The organism is Octadecabacter algicola (genome assembly GCF_021532625.1).
GTDB classification, from domain to species: domain Bacteria; phylum Pseudomonadota; class Alphaproteobacteria; order Rhodobacterales; family Rhodobacteraceae; genus Octadecabacter; species Octadecabacter algicola.
Genome location: NZ_JAKGAR010000005.1, coordinates 1 through 20,980, shown reverse-complemented (window position 1 = coordinate 20,980; position 20,980 = coordinate 1). Strand labels below are relative to the sequence as shown.

The 20,980-nt window shown below is 55.4% G+C and carries 15 protein-coding genes; 8 read left to right on the top strand and 7 right to left on the bottom strand.

Annotation, left to right across the window (positions count from 1 at the left end; all coding sequences use genetic code 11):
- Positions 1 to 12: 12 nt before the first annotated feature.
- Positions 13 to 672 carry a malonic semialdehyde reductase gene (locus L0666_RS16760; RefSeq protein WP_235262549.1) on the bottom strand — a complete coding sequence of 220 codons (660 nt, stop codon included), beginning with the start codon at positions 670 to 672 and terminating at the stop codon, positions 13 to 15.
- Between the two features lie 124 nt (positions 673 to 796).
- On the opposite strand from L0666_RS16760, the gene L0666_RS16755 reads away from it, so the two are divergent.
- The 6 genes from L0666_RS16755 to L0666_RS16730 all read left to right on the top strand — a co-directional run bounded on the left by L0666_RS16755 (position 797) and on the right by L0666_RS16730 (position 6,290).
- Positions 797 to 1,183 carry a YciI family protein gene (locus L0666_RS16755; protein ID WP_235262548.1) on the top strand — a complete coding sequence of 129 codons (387 nt, stop codon included), beginning with the start codon at positions 797 to 799 and terminating at the stop codon, positions 1,181 to 1,183.
- Positions 1,184 to 1,271: 88 nt separating this feature from the next.
- A complete protein-coding gene (locus L0666_RS16750) occupies positions 1,272 to 2,558 on the top strand; it encodes a malonyl-CoA decarboxylase domain-containing protein (RefSeq protein ID WP_235262547.1) in 1,287 nt (428 codons plus the stop codon).
- Positions 2,559 to 2,677: 119 nt separating this feature from the next.
- Positions 2,678 to 3,706 (top strand): TRAP transporter substrate-binding protein DctP, encoded by a 1,029-nt coding sequence (gene dctP / locus L0666_RS16745; protein WP_235262546.1) that lies wholly within the window; start codon positions 2,678 to 2,680, stop codon positions 3,704 to 3,706.
- 77 nt (positions 3,707 to 3,783) lie between these two features.
- Entirely contained in the window at positions 3,784 to 4,419 is a 636-nt protein-coding gene (locus L0666_RS16740; protein ID WP_235262545.1) for a TRAP transporter small permease subunit, read from the top strand.
- Positions 4,416 to 5,783, top strand: coding sequence for a TRAP transporter large permease (locus L0666_RS16735; protein WP_235262544.1), 1,368 nt, complete (start codon positions 4,416 to 4,418; stop codon positions 5,781 to 5,783). The genes L0666_RS16740 and L0666_RS16735 overlap by 4 nt, the downstream gene beginning before the upstream one ends.
- A gap of 9 nt (positions 5,784 to 5,792) precedes the next feature.
- Positions 5,793 to 6,290 (top strand): GlcG/HbpS family heme-binding protein, encoded by a 498-nt coding sequence (locus L0666_RS16730; RefSeq protein ID WP_235262543.1) that lies wholly within the window; start codon positions 5,793 to 5,795, stop codon positions 6,288 to 6,290.
- On the opposite strand, the gene L0666_RS16725 is transcribed toward L0666_RS16730, so the two are convergent.
- Positions 6,272 to 6,832 carry a cupin domain-containing protein gene (locus L0666_RS16725; RefSeq protein WP_235262542.1) on the bottom strand — a complete coding sequence of 187 codons (561 nt, stop codon included), beginning with the start codon at positions 6,830 to 6,832 and terminating at the stop codon, positions 6,272 to 6,274. The genes L0666_RS16730 and L0666_RS16725 overlap by 19 nt on opposite strands.
- 41 nt (positions 6,833 to 6,873) lie before the next feature.
- On the opposite strand from L0666_RS16725, the gene L0666_RS16720 reads away from it, so the two are divergent.
- Positions 6,874 to 8,241 carry a hypothetical protein gene (locus L0666_RS16720; RefSeq protein WP_235262541.1) on the top strand — a complete coding sequence of 456 codons (1,368 nt, stop codon included), beginning with the start codon at positions 6,874 to 6,876 and terminating at the stop codon, positions 8,239 to 8,241.
- Here the strand turns inward: L0666_RS16720 and L0666_RS16715 are convergent.
- The 3 genes from L0666_RS16715 to L0666_RS16705 form a co-directional block, all read right to left on the bottom strand.
- Complete coding sequence (locus L0666_RS16715; protein ID WP_235262540.1) at positions 8,238 to 8,819, bottom strand: cupin domain-containing protein; 582 nt, start codon at positions 8,817 to 8,819, stop codon at positions 8,238 to 8,240. The two genes, L0666_RS16720 and L0666_RS16715, sit on opposite strands and share 4 nt — an antisense overlap.
- Positions 8,816 to 10,720, bottom strand: a complete 1,905-nt coding sequence (locus tag L0666_RS16710; protein ID WP_235262539.1) for a TRAP transporter permease — start codon at positions 10,718 to 10,720, stop codon at positions 8,816 to 8,818. Before L0666_RS16710 ends, L0666_RS16715 begins: the two co-directional genes overlap by 4 nt.
- Before the next feature lie 66 nt (positions 10,721 to 10,786).
- Positions 10,787 to 11,719, bottom strand: coding sequence for a TAXI family TRAP transporter solute-binding subunit (locus L0666_RS16705; RefSeq protein WP_235262538.1), 933 nt, complete (start codon positions 11,717 to 11,719; stop codon positions 10,787 to 10,789).
- Positions 11,720 to 11,973: 254 nt separating this feature from the next.
- Here L0666_RS16705 and L0666_RS16700 point away from each other — a divergent pair, with 254 nt between their 5' ends.
- On the top strand, positions 11,974 to 13,311 hold the full coding sequence (locus L0666_RS16700; RefSeq protein WP_235262537.1) for a UDP-glucose dehydrogenase family protein: 1,338 nt from the start codon (positions 11,974 to 11,976) through the stop codon (positions 13,309 to 13,311).
- A 71-nt stretch (positions 13,312 to 13,382) separates the two neighbouring features.
- On the opposite strand, the gene L0666_RS16695 is transcribed toward L0666_RS16700, so the two are convergent.
- Positions 13,383 to 16,853, bottom strand: a complete 3,471-nt coding sequence (locus tag L0666_RS16695) for a hypothetical protein (RefSeq protein WP_235262536.1) — start codon at positions 16,851 to 16,853, stop codon at positions 13,383 to 13,385.
- Between the two features lie 24 nt (positions 16,854 to 16,877).
- Positions 16,878 to 20,980, bottom strand: a 4,103-nt coding sequence (locus tag L0666_RS16690; RefSeq protein ID WP_235262535.1) for a DUF11 domain-containing protein, incomplete at its 5' end; no start/stop codon positions are given.

Genomic DNA, 20,980 nt, shown 5'->3' with positions numbered 1-20,980 from the left:
TGGATCGCTCCCTTAAATAATTTCGCAAACGTCATCGAAATCGAACCGTGGCAAGCGCTGGAACAGTGCCTTCTCGTCGGCGTAACCGATGTTGCACAAGAAGTTGGATTTCAGCGATGTGCCCTTAAAGAACACGTCATCCACCATTGCGTTGTCGAAACCGGAAATCGCACCGACATCCAGCCCAACGGCCCGTGCGGCGATCATGAAATAAGCGCCTTGTAGGGTCGAATTACGGAATGCTGTGTCTTCGCTGTGTTTCAGTTTGCCTTCAAAGTGCGGGCGGCGATCTTCGTGGGGGAACAGTTTTGGCAACTGTGTCCAGAAATCCAGATCATAGGCGATGATCGCAGTCACGGGCGCGTTCACCACTTTCGGCACGTTGGCCGGTTTCAGAGCACTGGCGAGTTTTTCTTTGCCTTCAGGTGTGCGCACAAAAACAAAACGGGCTGGGCATGTGTTCATGCTGGTCGGGCCCATTTTTGTGATGTCGAATATCTTATGGAGCAGATCATCTGAGACGGGTTTGTCCGTCCATGCGTAGTGTGATCGTGCTTCGGATAAGATCAACCCGATCTCATCTTCGTTCAAGCTCGAGATCTTACCCCGCAATACGCGAACGTCTTCCTGTGCACCGCGGCGTAGGTCTTCGAGTGTTGTAGCGTCTGACATGAGCCCTCCCAGATTCGTGTTTTGTCGAAAGTGTCGTGATTTTTGCCTCTTGTCCAATAAAATCGATTTTTTATTTGCTACGCCGCTTCGGACGAGTAAGGTCACAACAACAGGGAGAGACAAAATGCCGGCATGGAATGACTACAAAGCAGAAGCTAAAGCACGCGGAGCGCTTGCGATGGAACTTTTCGTGGTTCGATCAAAACCAAATGGAAACATAGGGTTATTGAAAGAAACTCTGCCTGAGCACCTCGCTTATCAAAAGGAAATGGAATCGGCTGGATCGTTGTTCTTGGCTGGCCCGATATCTGATGAGACCGGCGAGCTGATGGAAGCAGAAGGCATGATCATTTACCGCGCTGCGGACATCGATGCCGCCAGAGCGATTGCTGATGCTGACCCGATGCACGCCAAGGGTGCGCGCAGCTATGATATTCGTAAGTGGTTGGTAAATGAGGGTAATTTGAATTTCTCAGTCGCGCTGTCGTCACAGTCCGTGCAGGCAAAATAGAGCCTGAATGAAAATTTTAGCGATATAATTGAAGTAATTGCAATAATATCGATTTTATGAAAACCATGGGTCAACAAGGGGGCCGCCAATGCAACGGAATCGATTCTTGCCGGATATGTTGTCGACGTTGTTCGACCGTGGCCGCACGGCGCGTCATGATAATGACCCGCGCAGCATCAATGAACTTTGCTATGCCCTATTATCCAAAGAGGGTGACGTATCCGGCCAGACCTTGGCCGAGGTGATCCTTACGCGATATCGCCATTTTGAGGATGCGGATAAGCTCGCGTTCTTCAAGTTCCTGAATGAAGAACTTGATATTGATGCAGCCGCATTGTCCGAGATGGCCGCCAATTACGCCGAAACCAAATCAAACAAAGACTTTGAATTGGTCTCAGAAGCCTCCGCGCCCAAGCGGCGTCAGTTGTTGCGCCGTCTGAACCAACCAACGGGGGCAACGGCTGATCTGGTGTCGATGCGCGTTGATCTTTTGCGCTTGATAAGAGACGTGCCCGAGCTGAAACGCACAGATCTTGATTTCAGTCTCTTGCTGCGGAGCTGGTTTAACCGCGGGTTCTTGGTACTCAAACAGATCGACTGGGATTCACCTGCGCGGCTTTTGGATAAGATCGTAGCCTATGAAGCGGTGCACGAGATTGATGACCTCGACGATTTGCGCCGCCGCCTAAGCCCACCGGATCGCCGCTGTTTTGCGTTCTTTCACCCTGCCATGCCAGATGAGCCGCTGATCTTTGTAGAGGTCGCACTGACCGCAACGATACCGGGATCCATCGACAAGCTATTATCGGAGGATCGCGAGACGCTTTTTGCCGAAGATGCAAAAGCGGCCGTGTTTTATTCGATTTCCAACTGCCAGCAGGGTCTCAAGGGCATCAGCTTTGGCAATCTATTGATTAAGCAGGTCGCCAAAGAATTGGCGCGTGAATTCCCGCAGTTAGCCAATTTTGTGACGCTGTCCCCAATTCCACGTCTGAATTCGTGGTTAGCGGAACAGGCGGATGATCCCGTGGCGACTGCTGTCCTTGATGGCACCGCCTCCCCTGATGAATTGCGCGCGATTGCAGCTCGTTATCTGATGACGGCCAAGGGTAAAAACGGGTTGCCCTTTGATCCGGTGACACGCTTTCACCTTGGGAACGGTGCGGAAATCCATGATGTTCACGCCGAGGCTGACAGTTCAGAGAACGGGCAAAAGCAATCCAGCGGTGCAATGGTGAATTACCTTTATGACCTCAGCCGTGTTGAGAAGAACCATGGAAATTTCTCAAGGGACGGCGTTATCGTCGGATCAAAGACGGTAACTGCACTTGCAAAGGCGACACCCAAAGCCAAGCCTAAAGAGGTGTCAGCCTAGGCGCGTAATTACGACCGGTCCGCGTCTCGTGGACTTGCTATTGGGCGAGAGACGAGTCTCAATGCCCGCACATCGCCAAAACAAAAACGGCGATACACCAAAACATCTGGGAGGATGACATGAAATTACTAAAGAAAACGGCCCTAGTGGGTCTGTTGCTTGCGTCCACGTCGGCCGCTGCACAAACGATTGAAGGTCCTGAAGTCAACTGGAGCTTCTCGATGTGGGGCAACCCGCGTGCCTTGTCTGCTGGTATGGAGGCTATCGCAGAAGAAGTGGCAACGCAGACTGGCGGCAATTTCAACATTGAAATCTTTTACGGCGGGCAGTTGTCCGGCAGCCGCGAAAACCTCGACGGCTTGCAGCTGAATGCCTTTGAAGGTGCAGCAATCTGTAACTTCTACCACCCGGGTAAGAACCCGGCTTGGATGGTGTTCTCATTGCCGTTCCTGCCGCTCGGCGACCCTGCGGTTGACCAATATGTGCGTTCAAAGATGTTCGAACATCCCGCTATCGTAGCTGACATGGCGGCGTGGAATGCGATCCCTTACATGTCTGGTCTGTTGCCACAGTACGAAGTTTTGGGCAGCGGCGATGCACCGACAGAACTGTCCGACTGGGAAGGTCTGCGCGTTCGTGCGGGCGGTGGTCTTGGCGACGCAATGGAAGCACTGGGTGCAACCAAGCAGACATTGCCAGCTGGCGAAACATCCACAGCATTCCAGCGCGGCGCGCTTGATGCGGCGGCGTTCCCTTACACATACGCCCACGTGTCTTTCGGCATCGCGGATGAAGCAGACTGGTTCACATCCAACCTTGCACCAGGCACATCCGAGTGTGGCTGGGTTCTGAACAAGACAGCCTATGACAGCCTTCCTGAGCAGTACCAGACACTGTTGATGGACCTGCGCGGAATGGGCATGGACGTCGAACAGGCGGCTTACGCGGCACAGGACGAAGTGAACCTGCCCGTGTTCAAAGACACCATGGAAGAGATCGTCTACTCCGATGAGCAACTCGCTGAGTTCCGCGAAATTGCGGGTCAGCCGGTTTGGGACGCATGGATTGCAGACAACGCCGAGAAGTTCGATTCTCAGGCGGTGTTCGATGCGGTCTGGGCATACGCTGAAGAAGCGCAAGCTCAGTAACAGACCCTAAATGTAAACGGATCGGCCGCGCATATCGTGCGGCCGATCCTGTACGCATCACCCCAAAAGGACATCCAATGTCATCGGAAAAAACCGCACAAGGCTCGTTAATTGGCCGGCTTAATCGTGGCCTTATACCGATTGAAGATTTAGCCAATCTATTGGCGGCCGTCGCTATTATGGCGCTGATGTTTTTGGGGGTAGCGCAGATCGTACTGCGCACAATCTTTAACAATCCAATCGATGGCTACATCGATTTGGTCGAACTTTCGATGGCGAGCATGGCCTTCCTTGGCGCCGCCTACACCCAACGTATGGGCAGTCATATCCGTATGGAACTGCTGATGTCGCGGCTGTCCGGCCGCGGTCTTTGGGCGGTCGAAGCATTTGGCGCGGCTGTCGCGATGTTTATCATCGGGGTGCTGATTTATTACAGCTACGGGCACTTCCTGCGCGCTTATACCTTGGGCGATACGACGATTGATGCGGAATATCCCGTTTGGCCGTCCAAACTGTTGGTCCCGATCGCATTTTCGATTTGGTGGTGCCGTTTGGCATTGCAGTTCTTCGGGGCGCTGCGTTTAGTGATTTTCCCGCAGGCCGAACCCGTGGGCGTTGTCGTGATGAAAGACGTCGCCGAACAAGCCCAAGACGAAATTCACGAAGTCATGGGTGATGACGTCGACTTTTCCGATCCGGAGGGCACAGCATGATCCTAGGTATTGGCATGTCCGACCCGTTCACAGTTGGCGTAATTACCATCTGTTTGCTTCTTTTCCTCATCTTTATGGGCGTTCGCGTTGTTTTTGCAGCGGCGATTGTCGGGCTTCTTGGCCTGATCGAACTGCGCGGCTGGGGCCCTGCGGCGGGTATCATCGGAACGATCCCGCATTCTAAGTCATCTACCTATGCATTGTCGGTTTTGCCGATGTTCATCTTCATCGGCTTTCTCGCGTTTCATGCGGGCATGACCCAGCAGTTGTTTGACGCCGCGCGAAAATGGCTGGGTTGGTTGCCCGGTGGTTTGGCGATCGCGACCGTTTTCGCGACCGCTGGTTTCGCCGCCGTGTCGGGTGCATCCACCGCGACCGCTGCCGTGTTCAGCCGTGTCGCCATCCCTGAGATGTTGAAATACGGCTATGACCGTCGCATGGCGGCAGGTGTCGTTGCTTCGGCAGGAACGTTGGCTACGCTTATTCCACCCTCAGCGATCCTTGTGATTTATGCGATCATCGTTGAACAATCCGTAGGCAAATTGCTGTTGGCCGGTTTCCTTCCGGGCATCTTTTCAGCGTTCGTTTACGCAGCGATCATTGTGATCTGGGCGATGTTGAAACCAGAACAGGCACCGTCTGTGTCCGGTTTCACGTGGGGTGAGCGGATGCGCACCATTCCGGGTATTTCGCCGATCATCTTAGTGGTCATTATCATCATGACATCCATTTATGGCGGTTGGGCGACCCCAACAGAAGCCGGTGCCTTGGGCGCTTTCGTCGTCTTCATTCTCGCCTTGGTGCGGGGCACCCCGCTTAAGTCGATCAAAGACTCTTTGATGGAATCTGCCAAGCTGACGGTGATGATTTTCTCGCTGATCTGGGGCGTGTTGATCTTTGTGCGCTTCCTTGGGTTCTCAGGCATTCCCGGCGCGTTTACCGAATGGGTCGTGGGCCTAGATGTGGCACCGATGACGATCATGATTTGCATCCTGCTGGCCTATGCGGTTTTGGGGATGTTCATGGACGCCATCGGGATGCTGCTGCTGACGTTGCCAGTGGTTTATCCTGCGGTCATCGCGCTTGGTTTTGATCCGATCTGGTTCGGCATCATCGCTGTGAAGATGGCCGAGATTTGCCTGATCACGCCACCCATCGGGCTTAACTGTTTTGTGGTGAATGGTGTGAGGCCAGATATTCCGCTGGGCCAAGTGTTCCGCGGTGTGGCGCTGTTCTTTATCGCTGACGTTGTCACGATTGCTGCCCTTTTAATGTTCCCCGAGATCGTTACGTGGTTGCCAAACTTTGACTTTGCCGCATGGTGGGAAGGTCTCTGGGCAGCGTCGGAAGCTGTTACAAACTAAGGAAGCCCAATGCGTCTACAAACCTCCCTCCCGCTGACCATGGCCAATGCGATTATCGAACAGGCGATTGCCTTGGGGCGCAAAGCTTCGCTGTTGCCGCTGACGGTTGTTGTGCTGGACGCGGGCGGCAAAATGGTCGCGATGCAATGCGAAGACGGGTCCGGTCTGATCCGGTTTGAAGTGGCGTTTGGCAAAGCCTACGGCGCCCTTGGCATGGGGATCTCATCCCGTCTTATTCGCGACCGTTTGTCGGAACGCCCGACGTTTCAAGCGGCATTGGCCACGGCATCGGGCGGTCGATTGATCCCCGTTCCCGGTGGTGTACTGGTTGAGGACAGCGAGGGCATCACATTGGGTGCCGTCGGGATTTCAGGCGATACGTCAGAAAAGGACGAATACTGCGCGATTGAGGCGATCAAATCCGCAGGGCTGGCCCCCGAACCCGCTGAGCCAAACCCAGACTGGCGCACGTCATCGCTGTCAGATCACTACCCAGCATCCACCTGAACGAGGTGATCGAAATGCCGATGTGTCATTTGCAATCTCGGCAAAGCCGCATCAGCAGGGTCGTGCAGTTGGAACGTAGATACGCCAACGAAATTTGCAGGAATTACCATGCAACGCACGAACCGCGTGACGCCGCTGGTTTGCAAAGCAACCGCGCGCACGGGCGATCCGGCGGGTTCAAACCAGCTGTCGCCTGCATGCATGACGGTGGTGTCATGTTCCGCCTCAATCCGCAGATCACCGTTGACCAGATGACGCCAACCGCTGCCCGTATGAGTGTGACGATGGGCAATTGCCCCGACGGGAAAGGCGACTTCATCAACCCGAAGCGCGTAGTCGCCATCAGGGATATCCACCGCAGCACTGCCAAGAACGCCCTGCCCCGACACCGCCACGCGCGTCAGCAAAAACCGCAGATCGCCGTCATCGCCAATGGTCGCGATGCCAGCCGCCGCGTCCGCTTTGGTGTTGGTGCCCACGTTCCATTGCGCCGACAAAACGGCGTCGACGTCTTGCACAAACGACTGGTTTACCACGCTCATAAACATTGCGGATTTCCCTTCTTGGTTCGGGGAAAGTTTATATGAGGACGGCCGCACTCGCCATCACGCTGTTGATATTATCCGTGCTTGTTTTGGGCGCGCGCACCATCGGCGGGCCGTTTTTGGAATGGAGCGCAGGGGCCGCGTTCATCGTGTTGTGCCTGATCGGATTGGCCAGCAGCACGATACGGGAATGGCTGCTTTTGGCAGGGTCCATCGTGCTGACCGCGCTATTGTTGCGTACACCTGACGACTGGGGCGTCTTGCGTGAATCCCTAAGTCTGGCCGCGTTCTTCGCGGCGTTCATCCTGTTGCTGACCGCGTTGAAAATCGCCGCCGAACGGTCGGGGTCTGTGTTGGCGGTGGGCCGCTACTTGATCCGCCAACCTGCGTCGGGACGGTTCATCGCCACAGCCTCGGGTGGACATATCTTGGGCGTTTTTTTGAATTTTGGCGCGATCAGCCTGATGGCTCCGTTGATCCAAAGTGCTGCCAAACGCGATGACGGTAGCACGGATTTGGCGATGGAGCGCCGACAACTCTCCGCCCTTTTGCGCGGCTTTGCGTGGATCTTGTTGTGGGCCCCGACGACATTGGCGCAGGCGGTGTTGTTGACCTTGTTTGCAGACATCGATCTTGGAAAAATTGTGGTTGTCGGCATCGCAACGTCGATCCTGTTGATGGGGGTTGGCATGGCGTTCGACTGGTTCGAATGGCGCAAGGCGGATACCCCGCAAGACACACCGCCCCCCTTCCCGCGCAGCGCCATGTCGCGACTGGCGCTGGTGTGCATTGCCCTAATCGCCAGTACCGCGCTCTTGCAGGTCACGACAGGGTACAGCACAGCACTGTCGCTGATGTTCGTAGCGCCCGTGATCACGGTGATTTGGTTCGCAGCGCAACGTCCAAAAGGCACGCGTTTCGCGGCACAATTGATGCGGTTTTGGCCTGCACTGTGTGGCGATGCGACGGGGTTGGCGCGATCCGCTATTGCACTGGGGTTGTCGGGATTCATCGGGCGGGTGCTGGCGGAAGTGTTGCCGATGGACCGCCTGACCGCGCATCTTGATCTGGCGCAGGTGCCGGGCTGGCTGTTTCTGGCGGCACTGCCCGTGTTGATCACGCTTGGCGGGCAAATCGCGCTTAGCCCGATCATCCTTGTCGTGTTTATTGGCCAGGTTGTGCAGTCCATCCCTGCCCTGCCCGCGGACCCGACCCATATCGTGTTCGCCCTCTCGGCAGGCTGGGCGATTTCGATGTTTGCCTCCCCGAACGCAACGGCGACACTGTTGATATCCGCTGCAACGAAAATTCCACCGACCACATTAACGTGGCGGTGGAACCTAAAATACGGCGTACTGTGTTACGCTGTGTTGATCGTGATTTTTGCGGTGCTCGAAGCAGGTTAACGCGCAGGAATACCCTTGCCTTTGCCTTCTTCGGCGACCCCATCCACCAACACAAACATGATGGTGCAGGGCTCCGTGCCACGGTTGGCCCACGCGTGATTGGTGCCGCGTTGAACGACGACATCACCCGCTTTCAGCAAAACGTCATCCTTTTCTTCGTCCATAACCATCCAGATTTCACCGTTCATAACGATGCCGTAGTCCACGGAGTCTGTACGGTGCATCCACGGGTGACGCCCGCCCTGTACGATATTGGCCCCTGCCCCCATTTCCGCAAATGCAGCTGCGCCGTCTTCGCTCGACAGTTTCGCCATGACTTCTGGGTCTTCCGGAAGGAATTCCACGCAGCGAAAGACAGTGCCATGTTTTGGCGGGTGCAGGATAAAGTCGCCTGTGCAGGTTTCGGTTGGGCCGTCGTATTCGGCAGGTGTCTTATCTGTCAGCCAGAAATTTGTCAGCCGAACGCCAGGGCGATTGGGGCGTTCCAGCATCTGGCTGGCAATCTCGTCGCTTTCAATAATGGCGACCCCGTTGCCGTCATGTCCAGTGACGACACGGCGGTATTCTTTGTGTTTCATAATGCTTCCCCAGCGGTTGATTTAGGTCCCTGCGCGCGATCCATGACCACAACGCCAATGAAAAGGGCGAGGCCAATAGCGCCGCTGATCCAACCTTGGAACAGCAGGCATAGGCCCGCCGCTGCGGCCATTGTGCGCAACAGCGGCGACAAACGCCCGCTAAGTGCGCCGATGATCGCGACCGCAATTGCAAAGGTGCCCAATGCTGCGGTTAACACGGCGACCGTATTGTCGATAAAAGTGCCACCCATCAACAAGCCCGGTCCAAAGACAAAGGCGAAGGGCAGCACAAACGACGTCGCAGCATAGCTTGCGGCGGTCCAGCCAACCTTGTTGACGTCCGCGCCCGCAATCCCAGCGGCGACATAAGATGCCAGCGCAACGGGTGGTGTGATGGTCGAAATGCAGCCGTAGTAAAACACAAAGAAGTGCGCCGTGAGTGTGGGAACGCCCAGTTTAACAAGCGCCGGTGCAACCACCGTTGCCAAGATCAGATAGGCTGCCGTTGTCGGCAGACCCATGCCCAGAATGATCGATGTAATCATCGTAAAGAACAACGCCAAGAACAGATAACCGCCCGACGCCAGATCAATCAGCGTTGCGATTTTCGACCCCAGACCTGTGACGCCCAGAATGCCTGCAATGATCCCAGCCGCCGCGCAGGCCGCCGAAATCGTCACAACAGAACGTGCGCCTTCGGACACGGAATTGACCAGCTTGCTAAAGAAGACCTTGTCGATTTTGCGATTCCAAACGATGTCCCCGAGGATCAGAACGACCATCGCCCAAAGCGACGCCATGAACGGGGAATAGCCCATCAACATCATAGTGATCAGCGTACCAAACGCCGCGATGAACGGGCTGCCGTTGATTAGAACTTTGCTTAGGGGTTCGTCGCTGACCTCGGCGCCCTCGTTTGGGGCGATGCCGGATTTAACGGCCTGAAGGTGCACCACCATGAACGCCGATCCAAAGAATAACAACGCAGGCACAATCGCCGCCGCCATAACGGACGTATAAGGAACACCCACGATTTCAGCCATGATGAAGGCCGCAGCCCCCATAACAGGCGGCATGATTTGCCCACCGGTGGATGCGACGGCTTCGATGGATGCCGCCTGATGCGGCTCATAACCTTCGCGTTTCATGATCGGTATTGTCACGGTGCCTGTGACGGCCACGTTGCCCGCAGCTGACCCGCTGACCATACCAATCAAAGTTGAAAACAGGACAGCAGATTTGGCCGAGGCTGCGCGCATGCCGCGTGTGCAACGCACAGAAAGCTCAAAGAAAAAGTCGCCCGCGCCAAAGTTGGACAGCAATGCGCCAAAGATGGTGAAGACGATAATGTAGGTCGCAGCTACCCCCACGGGGATACCGTAGATCCCTTGGGTGTCGGTTGTCAGGACCATGATAATTCGGTTCAGGTTCGATCCGCGTCCTTCCAACACGCCCGGCATGTAGGGCGCAATGAAGGGATACATGAAGAAGACAAAGGTGATTAACGCGAGGATCAGGCCAATCCCGCGACGGGCGGCCTCGAATACCACAGCGATGATAATGGCCCCTGCGATTAGGTCCGTGTCGGTCGTCATCCCACCACTAAAGGCAATCGCTTTCCAGCGGGTCAGCATCCAGATACTTGCCCCGACGAGGCCCGCAATCAGTATCAATGACAGCGCTGTGTTCAGTTTGGTGCCGGCAAGTTTTTCGCTGGCAGGTTTGATGACAAACAACAGCGACAGCGCTAGCATGACATGGGTAACCCGCATCGGCATCGTCGAAATCGCGATAACGCCAGACACAACCATCAGGTGGTAGGAACCCAGCGCGAGGCCGGCCAGAAATATGGCGTTCTTCATCGAAAGAATGCCGGCGTTTTCAGAAGTATTGGATGTCATAATTGACCCTCGGGGGAGAAGTCGAGGAGCACAAACGCCCCTCGACCGTTCGCAATGTGACGCGGATTAGTTGGCGTCGAAGTAGGCTTGCGCACCCGCGTGAAGCGGAATGGCCAAGTTGCGAGACATCTCAGGGTCGATCTGTCGCGCGTTTGCGTTTTCGGCTTTCAGCTCGTCGAGGTTATCAAAGATTGCCGCTGTGACTGCCTGAACGGTCGCCGCATCAAGGCTGTTTGGCGCAACCAACATGTTGTTCACACCAATCAGCATCCCTGCATCTGTTGTGTCATAGACATCGGCTGGAACTTCTACCGCAACGTATGCACCGTTTGCTTCGATAGCTGTGTCCAGCATCCCTTCGGAGAAAGAAATGAAACGCAGATCATTGCCAGCCGCCGCTTGCATCACCGCACCAGACGGGAAACCGGACAACGCGAGCGCCGCATCAACTGTGCCGTCCGTCAGTTGGCTAAAGCCGTCTGAGTAAGACACGAAGCTTGGTGTGATGTCGTCAACGGTCATGTCGTGCAGTGGGAACAAGAAGTTAACGAAGCCCAATGTGCCGCCGCCCGCTGGGCCTACTGCAACGCGCTTTCCGCGCAGATCATCAAACGTTTGGATGTCGCTGTCTGCCAGCACAACCATGTGCAGGACGGATGGGTGCAACGCTGCAACTGCGCCAATATCAATCGCGCCTGCTGCGGAGTATGGGCCAACGCCCTTTGTCGCCAAAACAGCAAGGTTGTTGTTAGTGATTGCGATTTCGACTTCGCCAGTTGCGATCAGGTTCGGGTTCTGAACAGAGCCCCCTGTCACGATTGGAACCATCGTAATGTCATTGCCTGCGTATTCGTTAACGAGGTTCGAAATGCTTTGCCCCATTGGGTAAAAAGCACCGCCAAGTGATGCGGTCCCGATCCGCAGTTCTTCTGCCGCAGCAGTTGTTCCCAGAATGGCCACAGCAGCAGCCGACGCGATGTTCTTGAATGAAATGTTCATAGAATCCTCCCTGATTCGGGAGTCATATTATCTACTTTATTATCGATTGATACAAAAAATCGATATTATTGCAGGCGCAGTTCTAGCTTGTTTCAACGAAGATGCCGTAACGGCAGGTTCTTCATTGTGTACGGTCACTGTCATGCTTGGGTGACACTGGCCGACTTGCCGATGGGAACGGCGCGAACTGTCTTGCACATGCTGCCGTTTAAGAACAAAACGAGCGTATTAAACGCAACGGAGAGTGAATTGGTATGAAGATTGCAGTCATTGGCACGGGCTATGTAGGCCTCGTTTCGGGCGTTTGTTTTTCCGACTTTGGGCATGACGTTGTATGCGTCGATAAAGATGCCTCCAAGATTGAGCGGCTCGAGAACGGTGAAGTTCCGATTTATGAGCCCGGTCTTGATGAACTGATGGCCAAAAACGTCGAGGCTGGCCGTCTGACATTTTCGACTGATTTGCCAACCGCAATTGAAGGCGCCGAAGCGGTGTTCATCGCCGTAGGCACTCCGACGCGGCGCGGGGATGGTCATGCGGACCTGACGTTCGTAATGGCCGTCGCTGAAGAAATTGCGCTTGCGGCGAAGGATTACAAAGTCATCGTTACTAAATCGACTGTGCCAGTCGGCACGAACCGTCAGGTGAAACAGGTCGTGCGCAAGGCCAACCCTGATCTTGATTTCGATGTCGCATCTAACCCGGAATTCCTACGCGAAGGCGCCGCGATTGATGACTTTATGCGCCCTGATCGCGTGGTTGTCGGAGTTCAGACAGAACGCGCTGGCGATGTGATGGCGGATATTTATCGCCCTCTCTTCCTGCGGGACTTCCCGATTGTTACGACCGATCTGGAAAGTGCGGAAATGATCAAATACGCCGCCAACGCGTTTTTGGCGACGAAGATCACGTTCATCAACGAAATCGCGGCGCTGTGCGAACGCACGGGTGCGGATATCAAACAAGTGTCCAAAGGCATGGGGCTGGACGGGCGTATCGGCAATAAGTTCCTGCACGCTGGCCCCGGTTATGGCGGTAGCTGTTTTCCGAAAGACACCAAAGCGCTGGCCCGCATCGGCCAAGAACACGCCGTGCCTATGCAGATCACGGAGACCGTCATCAAGGTCAACGAAGAGGTTAAGCGCCGCATGGTGGATAAGCTTCTGGATCTGTGTGGCGGTTCGTTCAACGGTAAAACGATCGCCGTCCTTGGCGTGACGTTCAAACCGAACACCGATGACATGCGTGACGCCCCTGCCCTGACGATTGTTCCGGCGATGGTCGGCAGCGGCGCCAAAGTGCGTGTAACCGACCCGCAAGGATTCCATGAAGGCGAGGCCCTGTTGCCTGGCGTCAAATGGATGGACGACGCCTATAAGGCGTCCCGCAAAGCGGACCTTGTTGTGATCCTGACCGAATGGAACGAATTCCGGGGGCTGGACCTAAAGCGGATCGCCAAGCACATGAACACGCCGCGTATGGCGGATTTGCGCAACGTCTATTCCGTCAAAGACGCCAAGCGCGCTGGGTTTGAATCCTACGTTTCAATCGGGCGAACACCGTTCGAAGACGCAATGGCCGACGACGAATAAGAAAAATGGGTTAACGCAAATATTGCGTTAACCCATTGTTTTCAAACGATAAAAAATTTTCTTTTCTGAGTCTAGAACTTGGCCACAAGGTTCAGAAAGACGCCTTCGTCATCATACGTCAGGTCCGTCAGGTCGTCCGAGAACGTGCCAAAATTATACCCAACGCCAACTTTAAAGTTATTGCCGAAGTGCCGATAAACCGCTGCAAGTGCTGCGGTTTCAGAGGTCTCGGCCTGAATGGTCTGGAAGTTACGCAACTCGAGCAGCATGTCCCAGTTGTGGACCAGATGGTAGCGCAGATTAATGGCCGTCAGCATGGCATCGTTTTGTATGAAAGGTGAGGCTTCATCCGCCGAGGTTTCAGAAATCCGGTAACCGAACTTACCACCAAGGGTCCAGTTTTCGTTCAGGTCGTAGCTGGCATCGACGCTGAATACGTGGCTGCGCTGGCGCGGGCCGTCTTCGTCGTCGTCATCAACCCGCTGGCCGTACATGTCATGCAGGTAGCGGTAGCGTGCCAAAACATTAAGTCGGTCATGTTCCGTCGGGCGGTAAGCATAGCCGAATGAGACTTCGCTGTATTGACCATCAAGGAACGAGCTGTCGGTCGTTTGCGTATCCGCGGCATTCAGGTTGAACACCAGGCGGGCATCCGGGCTGATGATGTAATCCGCACTTGCCACAACAATGATGGTTTCTGTGTCCAAAACTTCGCCAGACCGCAGGCCTTCTTCGACGCGGTATTCTAGGCGGCCTGACATTGTCAGGTCTTCTGTTTCGCGGCGTAAGCCAAAGGATACTGCGGTGCGATCAAAATCGTTCTCGAAATCATCATCAACGGACCCGACCTCAAACGCGATCGTCGAGGACCAGATGTCGGTTGGCGTATAGGTCAGACCATAGGCCGAGCTAAACGAACGGTAACGACCAAAGGAGTCATATGTGTTTTCGCCAAACATGATCACTTCGTCAGACACTTGACGTGTGCCGCCCATAATCAAGCGACCACGGTCACGTCCCACAAGCGTTGTGTTGTTTAGCTCGCGACCTGCGTCCAGTTCATAGCCAAGGTAGGTGGTGTTGCCGACGCCATCATCACGTTCAGCGGTAACGCGTGCGCCCTGCCCCTCGGTTCCGTCCGACAATTCACCCGCAAGGGTCCAGCCGTTTTCGATGGCGTAGACGGTACCAACGCCGTAACGGTCGGCACGATCCAAACCATCAACTGCGATTGAGTTTTGGCCAAAGACGTAGACCTCAACGGATTCAGATAGCGCATAATCAAGGCGCGCTGCGATGTCCGTGCGTGTACCAATTTCGCTCGCATTGTCGTCCAAATCATTGTGTTCGATGCCAAGGCTCAAGATGGCGCGTTCGGACAGAACAACGGCAGCTTCTGCGCCGATGGTGCGGTCCACTTCGCCTGCATCGTTTTCATAACTGTCCGCGTAGACGGTGTAGCGGAACCTCTCGCTTGGGGCGACGTCAGCGTAGAGGCCCCAAAGCGTTTCATCACCAGTTGCCGCAAGCACTTGATAATCGAGGTTCGAGAAACCTTCCGTACGGTGTTCGAAATAAGCCCCGATGGACCCTTCGGTTTCAAGGCCCAGATCTGCAAGGCCAACGCGCGCGTCCAGTTTGATCGCTTCGCCTTCGCCTGTCGCAAGGTCCACCGTATCGACAACCAAGCCCCCGTCACTGGAATAGGTGCTGTCAAAACCAGTGCCCTCGGTGCGGGCAAACTCGGCGATAACATAGGTGTCGTCATTCCGACGCCACAGGGCATCAACGCCAACTGCCGTGTGATCTACGTCGCCGCTTTCGTCGACCATCGCGTTGACGCCAATGCGGAATTGGTCGGACAACCAGACTTCACTGCGTCCGCCAAAGGCATAGCCGTCAAGATCTCCGGTTTTCGGCGTATATTCATATTGCGCAACCAACACGAGGTCGGGGTCGCTGCCGCTGATAATCAGCCCACTGTCAAGCGTGCTGGCGAGCGGGCGCGCAAGGGTCACGATGCCCTGAATGTAGTTGATATCATAGTCGACGCCGTGCTGCAGTTCGACGGTATCAAGAATGCGGCCTGTATCTGCGTCACGGATTTGCGCGGTCAAGGTTGCGGTGCCGCTGAGGATGTCTTGTTGATCAAGGAAGTAGACAGAGCCGCCTGTTCCAAGGAAAACATCCCGACGGGCCCGTTGGTCCGGCTGCGCCGCATAAAGCATCACACGCGCGCGTGCCTCGCCTGCATCGGTGGTTTCCGCCGTGGCGTAGGCACCTTGCAGACCGTAAAGTGAGCGGTCGTTTCTTACGAGAGTATTGCCATCTAGGTCGGCCTCGAAATCGCCAAACTGAACGAAATTGCCTTCGCGTTCGACGCGAAGATAGATGCGACCGGATGTGGGTGTGTTGTCAAAGGACGTGCTGTCGTCCCCGTAAGTCGGATACAGATCGTCGGGGTCCACGCGCAGCGCCAATTGGCGGGGGTCTTTTTCTTGTAGGCGGCTAAAGATCTCATCTAGGTCGCCGTTGCCTGTGTCGACGCTCGCCGTGATTTCGACACCATTTTCCGTGCGCCCATCGAGATAACCGGCAAGGCGGCCTTCTTGGTAGCTTTCGGAAATGCCGGTCGCACCATCAGTACGGCGACCAAGCGTCAGGTCAGCCACCGCAACATAGAACCATTCGGACGCCGGAATATCGACATCGCGGGTCAGGTCTACGTTTTGCCCGGCGCCGTTGACTTGCACGTTCACAGGGTAGTCGCCTGCTGGCAAAATACGTTGCACCACAAAGCCGCCTGACGGGTCAGGACGGATGGTTTCGCCAAGCGCTGTAACAGTCGCCCCTGCCGGAACATCGCTCCCGGACACGGTGACGGCACCGCCATAAACAGGGATGCGGCGCATGGCAGTTTGATCTGTACCTTCTTCCACACCGTCCGCTTCAGCGCGGGTGTCTTCACGGCTAACGGGGATCGGGGCGGTGGCATCAAAACGACCCCGGCTGTCATAGACGCGGTGGATCAGCGCGATGTTTTCGCCTTCTGGTACGGTGATAGACGTCTGGCCGTTTGGTGCAATCGGAACGATGCCAATAACCCGAGGCCCGCCACGCGCACCAAGGTCAACAACACGGACTTCGGCGCGTTCAACATAGGCCGGATAATTCAGTTCGGACTGAACTGTCAGGCTGTCGCCTGCGCGATAGATGCGCGGGCCGCCCATAAGTTGCAGATCAAGACGCGGTGTACCGCCTAAGCCATCATAAACAACCTGTACATCCGCTTGCGCCAATTGGATGTCAGTGCGGCGGATTTCATCGTGCACGTCATCATCGCCCACGATGGCATCGCCATTGATAGAAATCACAAAGCCCGAAGGCGCAGCAACTGGTGCAGCACCGATGCTGGTGTTCTCCTGACGTGGCATCTCCACGACAATCGGAGGACTATCTCCATCAGATTTTGCGACCTGTGCAGGCACGACAAGTGCAGTGGCCCCCAGAAGGGCTGCAAGTGCGGATTTTCGGTTCATCATCGTCATCACTCTTAACTCGTCTTTCTACTGCAACCGGTTGATCGTGCGTTCGATGGGCAGGCGGCCAGCGCCGGTGCTGCGCCAACGATCACGGATCAAGGCTTCTAGTCGGTCCATACGATCGCGCGCCAATTGCTGGCTTTCAGTGGCACGGTAATAAGTCAGTCGCAGGATGGAAGGGTCTTCTTGTAGTGCGGCAACCAACTGATCCACGCCTTGGATCAGGGCTGGCGTCAAGTCATCTGAATTCGGCACAAACGCGCTGTCCATCAAATCAATATCAACCACTGTGGCAATTGTCGCACCAAAGTTCAGGCGCGCCATTGTGCCAGCTGTTACGCGGATCACACGAGGGTTCTCTGTGGTGAGCTGATAGCCACTTGGCAAGGACCGCGTGTCCAGCTTTAGCGTGAAGTTGGACCCGATATCGCCGGGCAATTCGGCACATGGAACACTGTAGCGGCCGTATTCATCAGTAGTGATGATCGTACCGTCCACAGTGGACAGGCGCACGTTCGGCAAGCCGGGTTCGTAATCGGTTTCGATGATTTCAGGCGCAACCTGGAATTTACCGTCAGCGTAATAAGTCTGATCGGTGATGCCGCGGTCTTCGGCGACGCCGTCCTGATAGCCATTCATGTTGCGGTCATCAAAGACCTTACCGATGATATCGGCGCAATCGAACACGGCTTCGACAGGAAGGCGTAGCGTTGCAGTTGCGACGTTAGAGATGCGCGCCCCGCTTGCGTCCAGAACATAGGCTTCGTTGACGATGTCACCCAAACCGCCATCCGTCACGCGGGCCTGCACGGTTATCGTTACCGTTTCGCCAGCACCAAGGGACACGTTCCGCCAAAGCAAATCACGTCCCGAGAGTTCAGGTTGCGGCGTCGCGCTGCCATTATAGGTCGCGCTGTCGGCTGTGTAGGTCAAACCAGCAGGCATCGCATCAACAAGCGTGAGGTTGCTTTCGCCTGTATCGAGGTTGTTGGTGAAGATCATTGTATATGTCACCGTCTGACCAACGGTCGCACGATCTGGTGTGACTGTTTTCACCGCAAGGATGTCAGGGTCTGCACCTGGAACAACAGTTGTGCTGGCTGCAACAGCTGTCGGGATCCGGTCTGATGTGGCGCTAAAGACGTTGGTGCCCGCAGGCTGGCCGTTCGTCACATCGTAAACAACTGTCAGCACAATCGTACCTGTCGTACCCGGTGCAAGAGACGTGTCCGTGGTTGCCATGACGATGTCACTGTCCCCGTCAAAGGATCCACTGGCTGTGCCGCTGGCAAAGCCAGTGATCACCGGTGTTGCGACGCTCGACAAAGTAGCCGGTGCCGCAAAGACGGTTAGATCATCTTCGAGGACCAAGCCCGTTTGCGTCACGTTGCCTGTGTTCGCAAGTGTCATCGTGAATGTCACTTCGTACAGGTCTGGCGCGATGCGTGTTGGGGTTGTAGCCACTTTGGTTGCTTCCATGGAATCAACCTGCGTGATCGGCGCATCTGTCGGCGTGCTGCCATCGCCACCTGTCGGCACATCGGACACATCGGACACAATCGCACCGTCAGGTGCAGTACCAGTTGCGGTTGCCGTGTTGGAAACGCCTCCGCTGTCCACATCGTCCTGTGTCAGCGTGTAGGAAACGTTATACGTGATTTCCCCACCAACAGGCAGTGAAGCTGGATCGCCAGACGCGACCGTAACAGTAACAGGCGTCAGAACGGTGCCGTCATTGTTGGTCATCGTATCCACGATTTGCACATCGCTGATCGTGGCTTCGCCTGTGTTAGTCACAGTGATCAGGAACAGCGCCTCTTCGCCGGCTGCATCGCCAATTTCGATCAGTTCTTTGATGACGGTCAGGGCTGGAACTGGAAGGATCACAAAGCGCGTATCGTCGTCCGTCGTGTTGCCGTCCGTATCGTCGCCATTGTCGGATTGGTCCGTGACAACTGTCCCTCCGGGTGCGGAGCCACCAGCCGTGGCCGTGTTGGCCAGACCGCCTGCATCAACGTCGTCCTGTGTGATTTCATAGGTGAAGGCCCAGACCCACGTTTCACCGGGGTCAATACCAGCTGCGTTGCCGGACGTCAGAGTTGGCCCAGTCGTTGCACCATCCGCGCTACCACCATCCAGACGCGTGATACTGTCAGTGATTGTCGGATCCGTGAGAGTGACATTGCCGACGTTGGTTGCGACGATTTCGTAGGTGATCGTTTCACCGACCGCAGGCACACCAGAAACGATGGTCTTAACGGTGTTGATAGCTGGACCAGGAACAATCGCAATTTCGGTTGGGTCGTCTGCGGTGTTGCCGTCGCTGTCATCGCCATCATCTGACGTGTCGGACGCAGGCGTGCCATCCGGCGATTGCGCAGTGGCAACGACAGAGTTGGTCAGACCACCGGCATTTAGATCGCCCTGCGCCAAAGTGTAAGTCGCGGTGTATACCCAGGTTTCTGTCACATCGACGAGGCCATCATTATCGGTATCACCAGACTGATACGCAAACGGCGCATCAAGGCTGACCGACTGACCGTTGTTGCGAGTCATGGTGTCGACGATCACTGGCGGGGTCAAAGACACGTTACCAGTGTTGGAGATGTTCAGGGTATAATTGACCGGAGACCCGATTGCTGTGCCACCCAAGCTGGCAATTTTCACGACTTCGAGGGCAGGTTCTTGCGTCGGACCCATCGCCGTATTTGTGGCCGTAGCTGGCACAACCGTGCCAAACGGATCCGTTGCAGTGGCATTGGCCACATTCACGATTTCACCTGCATCAACGTCGTCCTGCGTAACCGTATAGGACAGGGTACAACTGTTGTCGTTGGCGCCAACGTTCAGTCGCGCGATGGTACAGCTGTAGGCCGGGTTGGCGATGTCATCGGTGATGGTGACGTCAAACAATGTCACCGTGCCGGTGTTCGTGGCCGTAAAGGTGTACAGAACCGCTGACCCAACTGCGCCAAACGGATCAGGATTAGCTGCCTTAGCGAGCGTAAATGACGGCTCGGCATCGGGCATCTGCGTGATCAAGGTGTCACCACCTGTGGCTTCGTCGCCCTGCGGATCGATCGCGGAAACGCTGGCGGTATTCACCAATGTCTCGCTGTCGATATCCTCTTGGGTGACCTGATAGGTGTCAGAACAAACCAACTCGTCGCCCGCTTCCAATGTGGCCACTTCACAGACCATATTCGGCAAGAGAGCATCAGTACCGACGACATTAGTCAACGTCTGGTTACCTGTGTTCGTGATCGTCAACGTGTAGGTCAAAACTTGATCAATGGCGTTTACTGGCAAAGTCGCTACCGATTTCACCAACGTGATAGCTGGATCAGTGTCAGCCGGTGTTGTGGCTGTACCCGCTGGGGATTCCACAAGGGTCGGACCAACACCAAACGATGTCTGGGATGTCGCTTCGTTGAACACTTCGCCGGCGTCCAGATCATCTTGCGTGACCGTATAGCTGCCTTGGCAGGTGGCAGATTCACCCGAGATCAAATCAGGGTTGGCAGGTGTCGAAGTAAAGCATGTGATCGGGCTTTCGTCGATAATCGGATCAACCACGAAAATGTCGTTAGAAAACGCCACATTACCAGCGTTCGTGACCGTGAATTCATAGGTCAAAATATCACCTACGGCGCTAAAGTCAGTCGCGCTTTCGTCACCGTTCACTGCAAACAATTCCTTGAGAGTTTCCAAGGCGGGGACGCCGTCCACAGGGATGGTTTCGCTGGTCAAAGGTGATGTCGTTGTCCCATCACTCGCAGAGGCATTGTTGGTCACAGAACCTAGCGCAACATCATCCACAGTGACCGTATAGGTCGCGGTACAAACATATGTTCCATCCGGTGCAACGCCTGCAGTCGGGAAGACCGGACAGGTGATATCAGCGGCTGCAATGCGGTTATCCGTGATTGTGATTGGATCAACGATCGTCACGTTACCCGTGTTGGTCACAGTGTAGGTATAGCTGGCAACCGCACCGACGATAAAGTCTTGAGGCTGGATCTCATCAGCAACTTTCAACAGGCTCAGTTCCGGCTCTTGTAGGGCCGGTACAGTTACGGTGTCTGGTATTGTTTCGTCGGCCTCGTCGCTTGCGGCGGTTGCTGAGT

Excerpts from the sequence above, each read along its gene's own strand:
- L0666_RS16760 (WP_235262549.1), bottom strand. The coding sequence starts at position 672 with ATGTCAGACGCTACAACACTCGAAGACCTACGCCGCGGTGCACAGGAA.
- L0666_RS16755 (WP_235262548.1), top strand. The coding sequence starts at position 797 with ATGCCGGCATGGAATGACTACAAAGCAGAAGCTAAAGCACGCGGAGCG.
- L0666_RS16750 (WP_235262547.1), top strand. The coding sequence starts at position 1,272 with ATGCAACGGAATCGATTCTTGCCGGATATGTTGTCGACGTTGTTCGAC.
- dctP (WP_235262546.1), top strand. The coding sequence starts at position 2,678 with ATGAAATTACTAAAGAAAACGGCCCTAGTGGGTCTGTTGCTTGCGTCC.
- L0666_RS16740 (WP_235262545.1), top strand. The coding sequence starts at position 3,784 with ATGTCATCGGAAAAAACCGCACAAGGCTCGTTAATTGGCCGGCTTAAT.
- L0666_RS16735 (WP_235262544.1), top strand. The coding sequence starts at position 4,416 with ATGATCCTAGGTATTGGCATGTCCGACCCGTTCACAGTTGGCGTAATT.
- L0666_RS16730 (WP_235262543.1), top strand. The coding sequence starts at position 5,793 with ATGCGTCTACAAACCTCCCTCCCGCTGACCATGGCCAATGCGATTATC.
- L0666_RS16725 (WP_235262542.1), bottom strand. The coding sequence starts at position 6,832 with ATGAGCGTGGTAAACCAGTCGTTTGTGCAAGACGTCGACGCCGTTTTG.
- L0666_RS16720 (WP_235262541.1), top strand. The coding sequence starts at position 6,874 with ATGAGGACGGCCGCACTCGCCATCACGCTGTTGATATTATCCGTGCTT.
- L0666_RS16715 (WP_235262540.1), bottom strand. The coding sequence starts at position 8,819 with ATGAAACACAAAGAATACCGCCGTGTCGTCACTGGACATGACGGCAAC.
- L0666_RS16710 (WP_235262539.1), bottom strand. The coding sequence starts at position 10,720 with ATGACATCCAATACTTCTGAAAACGCCGGCATTCTTTCGATGAAGAAC.
- L0666_RS16705 (WP_235262538.1), bottom strand. The coding sequence starts at position 11,719 with ATGAACATTTCATTCAAGAACATCGCGTCGGCTGCTGCTGTGGCCATT.
- L0666_RS16700 (WP_235262537.1), top strand. The coding sequence starts at position 11,974 with ATGAAGATTGCAGTCATTGGCACGGGCTATGTAGGCCTCGTTTCGGGC.
- L0666_RS16695 (WP_235262536.1), bottom strand. The coding sequence starts at position 16,853 with ATGATGAACCGAAAATCCGCACTTGCAGCCCTTCTGGGGGCCACTGCA.